A 13,133-nucleotide genomic window follows, 5' to 3' on the forward strand; every position below is an offset into this window, starting at 1 on the left:
CTGGCGCCGATGCCTGTGCGCTCGGCCGCTGTCGCCCATGGGAGGGCACCATGCGTTCCTGGATCTACCTGATCGTCGCCATCACCTTCGAGGTGATCGGCACGGCGTCGATGAAACTCGCCGCCACTCATTTCCCCTTGATGGGGTATGCCGTCATGTACGTCATGATCTGTCTGTCGTATTTCTTCCTGGCCCTGGCGGTCAAGCGCGTGCCGGTGGGTGTGGCCTACGCGCTGTGGGAAGGGTTCGGTATCGTGCTGATCACCTTGATCAGTGTGCTCTGGCTCGGCGAAAACCTGGGCTGGACCAAGGCCCTGGGTCTGGCGGTGATGATCGCCGGCATCCTGCTGGTCAAGGCCGGTACCCGCGCCAAGCCCGTCGAGCGTGAAGGGGAGGCCGTGCCATGTTGATTCCATTTGCCTGGCTGGGCCTGGCCATCGTGCTGGAGGTATTGGCCAACCTGCTGCTCAAGTACTCCGACGGATTCCGCCGCAAGGGCTTGGGCCTGGCCTCGATCCTCTGCGTGCTGGCGGCGTTCACCGCCCTGGCGCAGGCGGTGAAGGACATCGACCTGTCGCTGGCCTACGCCATCTGGGGCGGTTTTGGCATCCTTGCCACCGTGGCCATGGGCTGGGCCTTGTTCGGTCAGCGTCTGGCCGGGCGTGGTTGGTTGGGTCTTGCGTTGCTGCTGGTAGGCATGGGCTTGCTCAAACTGGCTTGACAACTACCCCGCCAAAGCGCTTGGCAAAATTGCTTATGCACAAGTGGCATTGACCGCTTGCGCGAAAGGCATGCCGACAGGCGCTACCACCGGTCTTTGCGCAAAGGCCTGTTTTTACTGGCTTTGAGGCCCACGACGGAATAAGCAAAGCAGCGCAAATAGCCCAAGGATCCAAGATTTCGTGATTTTCATCACAAGCTTGTACACAGAGTTATCCACAGGCTGTCAACCGCGCTGCGGCGTTGCGTCGCGCTCACCCAGCAGCAACAGGTTGCGCGGGGTCAGCGGGTAATCGCAGAACACGCCTAGCCGTACCGAATAGCCTTGCTCCTGCAGGAACAGGGCGCGATCGAGCACCAGCCACATCTCCAGTGGGCGGCGGAACAGGTTGCGTACCTGTTCGAGGTTGCGTACCTGGGCCAGGCGTTGCTGGCCGGCTGCCTCCAGGGCAACCCAGTCGGGTTGGCCGTTGATCGTCAGCTGCTTGAGTTCGGCCAGGTCGCGACAGTAGTGCTCGAAAGGCTTTGCCAGCCAGCTGACCGGCAGCGAAGGGGTGGGCAGATATTCGTCCACGTCCCGTTGCTGGCGCTGCAGCAGGTCGAACCCGAGGCGGCGGGCCATGGACTGGTCGCGCTGGCGCCGAGTGCGCTGGCTGGAGGTGACCGCTTCGCTCAGTGGCAGGCCCAGGTCTTCCTGGGTCAATGCCAGGGCCGAGGCCTGGGCGGCACCGGAGAGCGGTTGATAGCGCTTGCCCTGGATGCGGTTGTAGCAGCAGGGCGCGACGGCGATCTGTCGGCATCCCTTCTGGCTTGCCAGTTGCAGCAGCCGCACATGCAGGTCGCCGCAGGCGTGCAGAGCGACCGCGCTCTTGTCGCCATCCAGATGCCGGGCGCTGTCCATGGCCATGACGTCCTGGTGGACATGGGTGGCAGCCAGGTGGTGATGCTCGCTCAGGGCCTTGCCGGCACTGACCAGCTCGGCATCGTACTCCAGGCAGGTCAGCTGCTGGCCGGGTTGCAGCAGGCGCCTGCCCAGGTGGCCTTTGCCGGAGCACCAGTCGAGCCAGTGCCGGGCAGGCTGGCTGAATGCCAGGCGGCGGCTGAAGGCTTCGATCTGCTGCCACTTGCGGCCAGGGACGTTGACGTCGAGACGGTGGCCAGCGGGGTGCAGGCCGGCATCGGGCAGCTCGCCGACGGTGGACAGGGCCAACGCTTGGGCCGCCAGTTGCGGAAATGGGGCTGGGGCTGCAGGTTGCTCGGGTGCTTCAGCTTGCTCAAGGGTACGTTGGCGCAGCCAGTGGGACAGCTCGACGTGCTTGTCTTCCCAGCCCAGGCGCAAGTGGTTGAACGGGCGCGGGCGCCACAACTGCTGGTGCTGGAGCAGGAAGTGGTCGAGGGCCTGGAAGCGCTCGAACAGGTGCTGGTCGTGGAGGTAAGGCGTGGTCGGCATGCAGGTACCGCAGCACTATCGATGGGGGCCGCCATGCGGCCCCGATGTTGTTTACAGCCTCAACGCCCTTGGCAGGCATCCACGCGCAGCCAGCGCTCCAGCACTTTGAAACCCTGAACCAGCACAAACGAGATCAACAGGTAGAACACCCCGGCGGCAAAGAAGATCTCCACCGGCAGGTAGGTGCGGGCAATGATGGTCCGTGCCATGCCGGTCAATTCCAGCAAGGTGACGGTACTGGCCAGCGCACTGGCCTTGAGCATCAGGATTACTTCGTTGCTGTAGGCCGGCAGGCCGATGCGCGCGGCGCGCGGCAGCATGATGTAGAGCAGCGTCTTGCCCCGTGACATGCCCAGCGCCCGGGCCGCTTCGATCTCGCCCTTGGGGATCGCCTGCAAAGCACCGCGCAGGATCTCGGCGATGTAGGCGGCGGTGTGCAGGGTCATGGTCAGCACCGTGCACCAGAACGGATCGCGCAGGTACGGCCACAGCGAGCTGTTGCGCACCACGTCGAACTGGGCCAGGCCGTAGTACACCAGGAACAGCTGCACCAGCAGCGGCGTGCCGCGGAAGAAGAAGATGTAACCGAAGGGCAGGGCGCGCACATACCAGTGTCGCGACGAGCGCGCCACGCCCAACGGTATGGCCAGGATCAGGCCGGCGATGACGGCGATGGCCACCAGCTCCAGGGTCAGGGTGGCACCCTGGGCCAGGCGTGGCAGCCACTTGATGATGACTTCCCAGTTCATTTATTCGGCCCTCATGAAGCCGCGAGCGGCGCGCTTTTCCAGGAAGTGCATGCCGGTCATGGCAATCACGGTCAGGCCCAGGTAGATGCAGGCGGCCACGGCGTAGAAGGTGAACGGCTCCTTGGTGACGGTCACGCCGATCTGCGCGTGGCGCATGATCTCTTCCAGGCCGATCACCGACACCAGCGCAGTGTCCTTCATCAGGATCATGAACAGGTTGCCCAGGCCCGGCAGGGCGATGCGCCACATCTGCGGCAGGATGATCCGCGACAGGATGCGACCCTTGGACAGGCCCAGGGCCAGGCCCGCTTCACGATGCCCCTTGGGGATGGCCAGGATCGCGCCGCGGAACACTTCCGTGGCGTAGGCGCCGAAGCACAGGCCGAGGGCGATCACGCCGGCAGTGAAGGCACTGAGCTCCAGGCCAGGCATGTTCAGCAGTTCGCCAAGGCTGTTCATCAGCCCGACGGTGCCGAAGTAGATGAGTAGCACCCAGAGCAGTTCGGGAACGCCGCGCACCAGTGTGGAATAAGTGCCGCCAAGCCATTGCAAGGGCTTGACCGGCGAGGTCTTGGCCAGGGCGCCGAGCAGGCCCAGGACCAGCCCCAGCAGCAAGGCGCAGAGCGCCAGTTTTACGGTCATCAGGGTACCGGCCATCATGGCCGGGCCGAATCCGTGCAGGTCGATATTCATGGGTAAGTTTGTTCAAGGGACAGGCACCGCCAAGGCGGCGATGCCTGTCGGGGCGAATCAATAGATGCTGAACGGGAAGTACTTGTCGTTGATCTTCTTGTAGGTGCCGTCGGCGACGATTTCCTTCAGTGCAGCGTTGAGCTTGTTGCGCAGCTCGTTGTCGCCTTTGCGTACTGCGATGCCGACCTTGTCGCTTTCGTTCACCGGGTCGCCTTTGAACTCGTAGTTCTTGCCGGCTTCGGATTTCAGCCAGTCGTAGTTGGCGTACTTGTCGGCGAGGATGGCATCGACGCGGCCGGAGGTCAGGTCGAGGTAGGCATTTTCCTGGCCGTCATACAGGTTGACCTTGAACTCGCCGTCCATGCCGCCGTTGTCGTCCAGCCAGGTAGCCGCCTGAGTGGCGCGCTGGGTGCCGATGGTCTTGCCCTTGAGCGAAGCACGGTCGGTCTTGAAGTCGACGTTTTTCGGTGCGATGAACTGCTGCTTGTTCGAGTAGTAGGGGTCGGTGAAGTCAACGGCCTGCTTGCGTTCGTCGGTGATCGACAGCGAGGAGATGATGAAATCGGACTTCTTGGCGTTCAGCGCTGGGATGATGCCGTCCCAGTCGGAAACGGCCACTTCGCACTCGACTTTCATCTTGGCGCACAGGGCGTCGCCGATGTCTTTGTCGAAGCCCACGACCTGGCCGCTGGCATCTTTGTTGTTGAACGGCGGGTAGGCCGCCTCGATGCCCATTTTCAGTTTCTCGGCTGCCATGGCATTGGCCGAGAACACCAGGGTGGCGGCAGCGGCCAGGAGGACTTTTTTATAGGTCTGCATTCGTGTTGCTCCGTTAGCGGTGGCTGGACATGAATTGCTTGCAACGCGCCGAGGTCGGGTTCTCGAAGACCTGCTGCGGCGATCCTTGCTCTTCGACCAGGCCCTGGTGCAGGAAGACCACTTCACTGGACACCTGGCGGGCAAAGTTCATCTCGTGCGTCACCAGCAGCATGGTACGGCCTTCGTCGGCCAATGCGCGGATGACGTTAAGCACTTCCTGGACCATTTCCGGATCGAGCGCCGAGGTTGGCTCGTCGAACAGGATGACCTTGGGTTTCATGGCCAGGGTACGGGCGATGGCGGCACGTTGCTGCTGGCCACCGGAAAGCTGGGCGGGATAGCTGTGGCGCTTGTCGAAGATGCCGACCTTGTTCAGCAGCGCCTCGGCATGCTCGATGGCCTCGGCCTTGCTCTGGCCAAGTACGCGGCGCGGCGCCTCGATGATGTTGTCGAGGATCGACATGTGCGGCCACAGGTTGAAATTCTGGAAGACAAAGCCGATCTCGCTGCGCAGGCGGTTGATCTGGCGGTTGTCGGCGGCGATCAGGTCGCCGTTTTTCTGCGCCTTGAGCTTGAGGGCTTCGCCGGCGATCAGGATCTCGCCCTGGTGCGGGTTCTCCAGCAGGTTGATGCAGCGCAGCAGGGTGGACTTGCCAGAGCCGGACGAGCCGAGGATGGAGATCACGTCACCGTCGCGCGCGGTCAGCGAAATGCCCTTGAGAATTTCCTGCTCGCCATAGCGTTTGTGCAGGTTGCGGATTTCCAGCGCGGGCGTGGCCTGAGCCATTTGCGGTCCTCATGTGTTCGGGTGCGTTCCCAGCTGTTGGCGGCCTTCCTGGCGAGCGCCACGCTAGCATAGCGGCGCAACGGCGGCCAACCGGGTCGCGGGGTGCTCGGGTCGCTGGTGGGACAGTTTGTCGCATCGCTGCAGTGGACTGTCGCCAGGATGTCCGCAATAGCGTTTTGCCCAGCACCGGAGCCTTGATGAAAAAAGGCGCGATGGTGCCAGCTTTGGCCCGGTCTGGGAAGCCGTTTTTAGCCGGGTGGCACTGTGTCGCGGACTTGGCGGGGGCAAGGTTGCGCCTGTTGGTTGCGCTTTTTGTTGCGCAAAATTCGTGCACAGGTGTTACCGAGGAGCACCTTTGGTGCATTTGTAAGTGGGTATTTCCGTAATCCAGACTTGGCATGGGGATTTGGCGACCTTTCGGTCAAAGCTTGGCACAATGCCCTGCAAGCCGCGCCGTTATTGGAGGCAGAAACATTTCAGACGAAAGTCATTCTCACCTGGCCCGCTTATTGCCCTCTGCAAACCACTGAATGCGGCGACGCCTATCCACACCTCGGCGCGCTGGCCAGTCATTCGTGTAGTCCACCTCCTTACAAAGGTAGTTTTATGAGCGGTAACAATTCCAATGACCTCGCTCAGGGGCTCAAGCAACGGCATGTGACCATGCTGTCCATCGCCGGCGTGATCGGTGCCGGGCTGTTCGTCGGCTCCGGCCACGCCATCGCCGCCGCCGGCCCCGCCGTGCTGCTGGCCTACGCCGCGGCCGGTACCCTGGTCGTTTTGGTGATGCGCATGCTCGGCGAAATGGCTGTCGCCTCGCCTGACACCGGTTCCTTCTCCACCTACGCCGACCGCGCCATCGGGCGCTGGGCCGGTTTCACCATCGGCTGGCTGTACTGGTGGTTCTGGGTGCTGGTGATTCCGCTGGAGGCCAACGCCGCCGCCGCCATCCTGCATGCCTGGTTCCCCTCGGTGGACCTGTGGGCGTTCTCGTTGATCATTACCCTGGCGCTGACCATCACCAACCTGTTCAGCGTGAAGAACTACGGTGAGTTCGAGTTCTGGTTCGCCCTGCTCAAGGTGCTGGCAATCATCGGCTTCATCGTTGTCGGCTGCGCGGCCATGTTCGGCATGGTGCCGAGCAGCCAGATCAGCGGCGTCAGCCACTTGTTCGATACCCAGGGCTTCATGCCCAATGGCCTGGGCGCCGTGCTGGCCGCCATGCTGACCACCATGTTCTCGTTCATGGGGACCGAGATCGTCACCATCGCCGCCGCCGAGTCGAAGGATCCGGGCAAGCAGATCAGCCGCGCCACCAACTCGGTGATCTGGCGTATCTGCCTGTTCTATCTGGTGTCGATCTTCCTGGTCGTGGCCATGGTGCCGTGGAACGATCCGACCCTGGCCGAGAAAGGCTCCTACCAGACTGTCCTCAGCCTGATCGGTGTGCCGAACGCCAAGCTGATCGTCGACATCGTCGTGCTGATCGCCGTGACCAGCTGCCTGAACTCGGCGCTTTACACCTCTTCGCGCATGCTCTTCTCCCTGAGCAAGCGTGGCGACGCCCCGGCCATTGCCCAGCGCACCACCAAGGCCGGCACCCCGCACTGGGCCGTGCTGTTGTCCACCGCCGCAGCCTTCCTGTGCGTGTTCGCCAACTTCCTGGCCCCGGCCGAGGTGTTCGAGTTCCTGCTGGCCAGCTCCGGCGCCATCGCCCTGCTGGTGTACCTGGTGATCGCCGTGTCGCAACTGCGCATGCGTGCCCAGCGTGAAGCCACGGGCGAGAAGATCTCGTTCAAGATGTGGATGTTCCCGGGCCTGACCTGGGCGACCATCGCCTTCATTATCGCCGTGCTGGCGGTGATGGCGCTGCGCGAAGATCACCGTGCCGAGATCATCGCCACGGCAATCCTGAGCATTGGTGTGGTGGCAGCTGGTCTGCTGGTACACCGCAAGCGTGGCGCTGCTGCGCGTGTGGCGCTGGATAGCTGATCCACAAGTGAACTGAAAAGGCCGCGTCCTGTGAAGGGCGCGGCCTTTTTGTTTGCCTTTGGGGCTGGTTGTGGGAGCGGCGGTGCGCCGTTGCGACTTGCCCCGCGATAGCGTCAGTGAATCCAGCAGCGCTTTCGCGGGGCAAGCCCACACACACACTGTTCGGTCAGCCGAACTGCTTCTGCTGTTGCTGCTGCTTGGCCACGACCTCCGAGGCGGTGACATAGGCGTCCTGGAACTCGTCGCTCTCCAGCCACGCCATGGTCGCGTCCTCGTCAATGCCGTCGAGCCATGCGCGGTAGGCGGTGAACACCATGACGATGTAGTCGGTGGCGTGCTCTTCCTTGTGGCCCTTGAGCACCAACGCCAGCAGCGGGTCGACCAGGAACACCGAGATCATCGGCACCAGGCCGTTTTCCTGGGCTTCCTTCATTTTTTCGAACAGGCTGTCGTAGCTGCCCGACTCCATGGCCTTGTTGAACACCTGCTCGACACTGGCACTGTCGCCAGCGCTGGCCTTGACCGCCTGGCCGCTGCGCACCATGCGATTCTGCTTGGCCTTGGTGGCGGCGCGCTTGGCGCGTTTCTGTTGCTTGGTGTTGGTGGCCATGGGTGGATCCTTGGGCTGACTGGTAAAGGCGCGTATTGAAGCGTAGTTGCGCGAGAAACCCAAGAGGCCGCCCAGCGGCCCCAAAGTATTCAGCTCACCAGCGCCTCCGGCTCATCTTCCTCGAACCCCCGCGACGCCCGCCCGACCAGCAATGGATCCGGCGCATGTGCCACGCTGTGGTCCTTGCCTGGATAATCCAGCGAGTGCAGGAAGTGACGAATGCAGTTGATCCGCGCGCGTTTCTTGTCGTCCGACTTGATCACCGTCCATGGCGCATCGGCCGTGTCGGTATGGAAGAACATCGCTTCCTTGGCAGCGGTGTAGTCCTCCCACTTGTCCAGCGACTTGATGTCGATAGGCGAGAGTTTCCAGTGCTTGAGCGGGTCGTCGCGGCGGGAGATGAAACGGCGCAGTTGCTCTTCGCGGTTCACCGAGAACCAGAACTTGAACAACAGGATGCCGCTGTTACACAGCATGCGTTCGAGGTCAGGTGCCTGGCGCATGAACTCCAGGTATTGCAGTGGCGAGCAGAAGTCCATCACCTTCTCGACCCCGGCGCGGTTGTACCAGGAGCGATCGAAGAACACCATTTCACCGGCGGTGGGAAGGTGTTGCACATAACGCTGGAAGTACCACTGGCCCTTTTCCTGCTCTGACGGTTTCTCCAGCGCCACGATCCGCGCGCCGCGCGGGTTCAGGTGTTCCATGAAGCGCTTGATGGTGCCACCTTTGCCAGCGGCGTCGCGCCCCTCGAACAGCACGACGATGCGCTGGCCGGTTTCCTTCACCCAGTTCTGCACCTTGAGTAGCTCGATCTGCAGGTCGTGCTTGGCCTTCTCGTAGTCCTGGCGGCGCATGCGCGTGCGGTAGGGGTAGCTGGCCGGCAGGCGTGCCGAGGTGCTGTCCTCGCTGCTGCCCTTGCGCGCGTTGGCCACTTCCAGGGCGGCGGGCTGCTGGCTGACCTGGGTGATGATCTCTGGCGCGGCGGCGCTGGCGGCCGGCTTGCGCTGGCGCGGACGGCGGGTACGAGGGGTGGGCTTGGCGCTGCTGCCGGTTTCGGCAGGCGACGGCAGGAGAAGGGTGGCGGATTCTTCGCTCATGGAGGTCCTTGCGGGGTCGTTCGAATGTCCACCTTCCATCCTATGAGCGCATGGCAAGTGGCTTTTTGATATCGATCAACCGGGCATGAAGGAGCTAGAAGAAAAATCGCAGGCAACAAAAAACCCGCACTAGGCGGGTTTCTTGTGTCGCTTCGGGTAACTTTGCAACCACCAGAAGCTGAAGGTGGTGCCCAGAGACGGAGTCGAACCGCCGACACGAGGATTTTCAATCCTCTGCTCTACCGACTGAGCTATCTGGGCGACGAGGTGCATTAAATAGATTTCCGAACCGATCGTCAACGACTTTTTTGAAAAAATTTAAATTAATTCCGTCGCTTACGGTTTTCGGGGTCAATTCGAGGGTGGCACGTAGCCTTCGGCCTGGGCGTAGTCTTGGCCTGCGAAGAACTTGTCCATCTCGGCCTGGATGAATTTGCGGTCCTCGGCATTCATCATGTTCAGGCGCTTCTCGTTGATCAGCATGGTCTGGTGGTCCTGCCACTCCTTCCAGGCTTTCTGCGAGATGTGCTCGAAGATGTCCTGGCCCCCGGCGCCCGGGTAGGGTGGGCGGTCGAGGCCTGGGAGCTCTTCGTTGTACTTGCGGCACTTCACGGTGCGGGTCATCGCTTCTCTCCTGCAATCAGTTCGTCGGCCGCGCGTTGCAGCAGCTTCTTGACCGGGGCGGCGAGGCCCAGGCGCGGCGGGGTGGCGAGGTTATACCAGAGCCAGTCGGGCTCGGCCACGTGCGCGCCGACGGGGTCGACACGCACCAGCCAAGGCTCGATGGCCAGCTGGAAATGGCTGAAGGTGTGGGTCAGGCCTGCCAGGGCCTGGCTGCCGGTCAGACGCAGGCCGTGCTGGTAGGCGAGGTCTTCGAGCTGCTCGAGGCTGTCCAGCTCTGGCAGGCTCCACAGGCCGCCCCACAGGCCGGTGGAGGGCCGACGATAGAGCAGGATCGCGCCTTCGTGGTTGGTCAGCAGCGGCATCAGGGTCTTGCGCTGGGGCAGGGCCTTGCGCGGCTTGGGCTCGGGGTAGCGGGTCTCCTCGCCGTGCAGGTGCGCTTCGCAACCGCGTTGCAACGGGCAGATCAGGCAGCTGGGCTTGCTGCGCGTGCACAGCGTCGCGCCCATGTCCATCATCGCCTGGGTGTAGTGGTTGGCCCGGGTCATCGGCGTGAAGCGCTCGGCGCTGGCCCACAGCTGGTTGGCCACCTTCGGCTCGCCTGGGTAGCCGGCCTGGGCGGTGAAGCGGGCCAGTACGCGCTTGACGTTGCCGTCGAGGATCGGCGCGCGGATGCCCATGCTGATGCTGGCGATGGCCCCGGCAGTGGAGCGGCCGATACCGGGCAGCTCGGTGAGCTGCTCGACGCTGCGCGGGAACTCGCCGCCATGCCGTTCGACGACGATCTTCGCGGCTTTCTGCAGGTTACGGGCACGGGTGTAGTAGCCCAGGCCCGTCCACAGGTGCAGCACCTCGTCCTCCGGCGCCTCGGCCAGCGCCTGCACGGTGGGCAGCGCCTGCATGAAGCGGTCGAAGTAGTTGAGCACGGTGCTGACCTGGGTCTGCTGCAGCATGATTTCCGACACCCACACCCGATACGGGGTGATGCCCTGTTGCCAGGGCAGGTCATGGCGACCGTGCTGGTCGTACCAGTCCAGCACGGCGCTGGAGAACTGCTGGGGTGTCATCGCTTGAACAGCCCCTTCAATGCATCTTTGAGTTCAGGGCTCACCTTGTCTCCGAGTTTCTCTTCGAGCTTTTCATCGATCTTGTCTTTCAGGCGATTGCCGGCCAGCTTCGCGGCCACCTTGCCCAGGCCGTCCTGGTCCAGGCGGCACGCCTTGGCGCCCAGCTCCAGCGGGCCGCGGCAGCGCAGCGGCACTTCGACGCCGACATAGCGCTCGTTGACCTGGCAGGCCGGGTCGGGCATGGCGCGCTGGTCGCCTTCGACGACCACGCCGACGTTGTAGTCCATGCCCAGCACGCGCAGGTCGAGGTCGCCGTGACCGTTGACGGTCAGGCCTGGGATGCGCACCTTGAGGTCCGGGTTGCTGGCCACGCCGTTACGCAATACCAAGCTGCCGCGCAACTCCTGGAACGGCGTGTCCTTGCCACGGGGCTCACCGCTGAGCTGCTTGCGGTTGAGGGTGGCGATGGCCTGGCAGAGTTGCTGTTCCAGGTTGGCGTTGACCAGCACGCCGTCGTTGATGGTGAAGCTGGCATTGCCATTGAGCGTATCGACCAGCGCCTTCTGGCTGTTGCCAGTGGCGGTAAGGTCGCTGTTCAGGGTCAGCAGGCCCTTGACCGGCGGCGCCTGCTCCGGGGATTCGCGCTTGATGAAGTGTTCCACTGGCACGCGGTTGATCTTGGTGTTCACGCCGATCTGCGGTACGGCAGGGCGCACATCCACGGTGCCCTTGGCCTCGAAGGTGCCGTTGTACAGGCCGCCGCGCAAGGTCTGCAGGGTGACCAGGCCGCCTTGGCCGCTGGCGGTCAGCTGTGCATCGCTGATCGGCAGCTTGTCCAGTGTCAGCGCGCCGAACGACAGGTCGGCCTGTAGATCGAGGGCGCGCAGGCGGTCGACCGGCAGCAGCTTGTCACTGCTCCAGGCAACTTGCGTCGGTGCGTCGGGTAGCGGCGTGGAGCCGGCGCCGGCGACGGCAGTGGCTTCCTGCTGCTTGACCTCGGCCTGGCGCGCTGCGGTGGCACCCTTGGCTTCCTCGCTCTTGGCCGGCAGGTAGCGGTCGGCGTCGAACTTGTCGCCCTTGAGGCGCACGCGCAGGGCCTGCTTGGCGAAATCTTCCACGGCGACACGGCCGGTGAAGGTGCTGTCGTCCAGCTTCACCGCCAGGTCTTCGAGGGCGAGGCTGTTCGGCGTGCCTTGCAGGCGGGTGACCAGTTCCAGCTTCTTGAACGCTGCCGCGTCCGCAGTGGCGAGCAGCGGGTGGCCGATACCGTCGAGGAAGGTGCGCAGGTCGAACTGGGCGATGGACAGGCCGCCGCTGACCTGCGGAGCCTTGTCGAGGTCGCGCACGTTCAGCTCGCCCAGGGCGCGCAACTGGTTGGCCGAGACCTTAAGGCCGCTCCAGGAGGCGACATTGGCCGCCAGGTCGACCAGCACCTGGCCTTGGGCGGCGAAGGTCATGGTCTTGCCGGCCAGTGGCTCGCCCGAGGTCTCGCCAGACAGGCGCATGTCCTCTAGGTTGTAGCGCTTGAGACGGCGATCGAAGCGCAGTTCGCCGGTCAACTCGGTACGCGCCTTCAGGTTCGGTTGGCTGGCGCTGAGGAAGGCGCTGGCCTTGAGCGGGATGTTCACGCCTTCGTGCACGGGGCCGGTGCTCAACTGAATGCTTTCGGCGCCGTAGGTCTGGCCGGCTTTCTCGTCGGTGTACAGCACCCGGGCGTTGTTGACGGTCAGGCTGTCGATGTCGAGCTTGACCGAGCGCTCGTTGCCTTGCGGTTTTTCCGCTTCGGCGGCTGCTGCTTCGCCCGGCGTGGCGGTCGGGGCATTGGCCACGGCCGGGTCGGGCAATGGCTTGCCGATGTCTTCCCAGTTGCCATGGCCGTTGGCATCGCGGGTCAGCGTCAGGTTGAGGCCTTCGACCCGCACGTCGCTCATCTGCACTTCACGGCGCAGCAGCGGCAGCACGCGTACCGACAGGCCGAGCATCTGCAGGTCGGCGAAAGGCACCTTGGGGTTGTTCAGCGTGGCGATGCTGGCCTCGTGCAGCTCCAGGCCCAGCCATGGGAACAGGCTCCAGCCGATATCGCCATTGAGGGTGAGCTCCACGTGGGCCTTGTCGCGGGCCAACTGGCGGATTTCTTCTTTGTAGTCGTTGGGATCGAAGAGGTGGGTCAGGGCGAAGCCCAGCGCCACGATGATCAGCAACAACCCGAGAAGCCCCAGCCCCAGGATTTTGCCGAACGCTTTCATGGGCGAGTCCTTGTAGTCCGATTATGAATTTCAGCGGCGAGTATAGCGCCGTGGGTATAGGCACTGCTTATCCGACATTTCGACAATGGGATTGACGGCAGTTCATTTGTTGCCTGCTCTGGCCTCATCGCGGGGCAAGTCGCAGCGGCGCACCGCCGCTCCCACGCAGATAGCACGCCTGCCTCGGCAATGCGTGGGAGCGGGCTTGCCCCGCGATGAGGCCAGAACAGGCGACACAACCTCACCTGAATACGCGAAATACCGATTCAGCTGACGAAA

At 63.3% G+C, this 13,133-nt stretch carries 13 protein-coding genes and 1 tRNA gene; 3 read left to right on the plus strand and 11 right to left on the minus strand.

Annotation, left to right across the window (positions count from 1 at the left end):
* The first annotated feature begins 50 nt into the window (after positions 1-50).
* Together LOY42_RS01515 and mdtI are read left to right on the plus strand one after the other, a co-directional pair.
* On the plus strand, positions 51-410 hold the full coding sequence (locus LOY42_RS01515; protein ID WP_139674277.1) for an SMR family transporter: 360 nt from the start codon (positions 51-53) through the stop codon (positions 408-410).
* Positions 404-721, plus strand: a complete 318-nt coding sequence (gene mdtI / locus LOY42_RS01520; protein WP_023629978.1) for a multidrug/spermidine efflux SMR transporter subunit MdtI — start codon at positions 404-406, stop codon at positions 719-721. Before LOY42_RS01515 ends, mdtI begins: the two co-directional genes overlap by 7 nt.
* Before the next feature lie 225 nt (positions 722-946).
* Here mdtI and LOY42_RS01525 read toward each other — a convergent pair whose 3' ends face one another.
* The 5 genes from LOY42_RS01525 to LOY42_RS01545 are packed head-to-tail and all read right to left on the minus strand — an operon-like array spanning position 947 to position 5,218.
* Positions 947-2,170, minus strand: coding sequence for a methyltransferase (locus tag LOY42_RS01525; protein WP_139674274.1), 1,224 nt, complete (start codon positions 2,168-2,170; stop codon positions 947-949).
* 59 nt (positions 2,171-2,229) lie between these two features.
* Positions 2,230-2,919 (minus strand): ABC transporter permease, encoded by a 690-nt coding sequence (locus tag LOY42_RS01530; protein WP_110697277.1) that lies wholly within the window; start codon positions 2,917-2,919, stop codon positions 2,230-2,232.
* Entirely contained in the window at positions 2,920-3,612 is a 693-nt protein-coding gene (locus LOY42_RS01535; RefSeq protein ID WP_094010996.1) for an ABC transporter permease, read from the minus strand. It lies immediately after the preceding gene.
* Positions 3,613-3,669: 57 nt separating this feature from the next.
* A complete protein-coding gene (locus LOY42_RS01540) occupies positions 3,670-4,431 on the minus strand; it encodes an ABC transporter substrate-binding protein (RefSeq protein WP_110604171.1) in 762 nt (253 codons plus the stop codon).
* Between the two features lie 13 nt (positions 4,432-4,444).
* Positions 4,445-5,218 (minus strand): ABC transporter ATP-binding protein, encoded by a 774-nt coding sequence (locus LOY42_RS01545; protein ID WP_139674271.1) that lies wholly within the window; start codon positions 5,216-5,218, stop codon positions 4,445-4,447.
* Between the two features lie 606 nt (positions 5,219-5,824).
* Here LOY42_RS01545 and gabP point away from each other — a divergent pair.
* Positions 5,825-7,210: a GABA permease gene (gabP, locus tag LOY42_RS01550; RefSeq protein ID WP_139674268.1), complete on the plus strand. Its 1,386-nt coding sequence runs from the start codon at positions 5,825-5,827 to the stop codon at positions 7,208-7,210.
* 166 nt (positions 7,211-7,376) lie between these two features.
* Here gabP and LOY42_RS01555 read toward each other — a convergent pair whose 3' ends face one another.
* The 6 genes from LOY42_RS01555 to LOY42_RS01580 all read right to left on the minus strand — a co-directional run bounded on the left by LOY42_RS01555 (position 7,377) and on the right by LOY42_RS01580 (position 12,854).
* A complete protein-coding gene (locus LOY42_RS01555; protein ID WP_102681815.1) occupies positions 7,377-7,820 on the minus strand; it encodes a hypothetical protein in 444 nt (147 codons plus the stop codon).
* Between the two features lie 89 nt (positions 7,821-7,909).
* Complete coding sequence (ppk2, locus tag LOY42_RS01560; RefSeq protein WP_258599713.1) at positions 7,910-8,920, minus strand: polyphosphate kinase 2; 1,011 nt, start codon at positions 8,918-8,920, stop codon at positions 7,910-7,912.
* A gap of 185 nt (positions 8,921-9,105) precedes the next feature.
* A tRNA-Phe gene (locus LOY42_RS01565) sits at positions 9,106-9,181 on the minus strand.
* Between the two features lie 90 nt (positions 9,182-9,271).
* Positions 9,272-9,544, minus strand: a complete 273-nt coding sequence (locus LOY42_RS01570; RefSeq protein ID WP_258599714.1) for an oxidative damage protection protein — start codon at positions 9,542-9,544, stop codon at positions 9,272-9,274.
* Positions 9,541-10,608 carry an A/G-specific adenine glycosylase gene (mutY, locus tag LOY42_RS01575; RefSeq protein ID WP_139674260.1) on the minus strand — a complete coding sequence of 356 codons (1,068 nt, stop codon included), beginning with the start codon at positions 10,606-10,608 and terminating at the stop codon, positions 9,541-9,543. The genes LOY42_RS01570 and mutY overlap by 4 nt, the downstream gene beginning before the upstream one ends.
* Positions 10,605-12,854, minus strand: a complete 2,250-nt coding sequence (locus LOY42_RS01580; RefSeq protein ID WP_258599715.1) for an AsmA family protein — start codon at positions 12,852-12,854, stop codon at positions 10,605-10,607. The genes mutY and LOY42_RS01580 overlap by 4 nt, the downstream gene beginning before the upstream one ends.
* Between the last annotated feature and the right edge of the window lie 279 nt (positions 12,855-13,133).

The sequence above is a fragment of the Pseudomonas sp. B21-023 genome (assembly GCF_024749165.1).
GTDB lineage: Bacteria > Pseudomonadota > Gammaproteobacteria > Pseudomonadales > Pseudomonadaceae > Aquipseudomonas.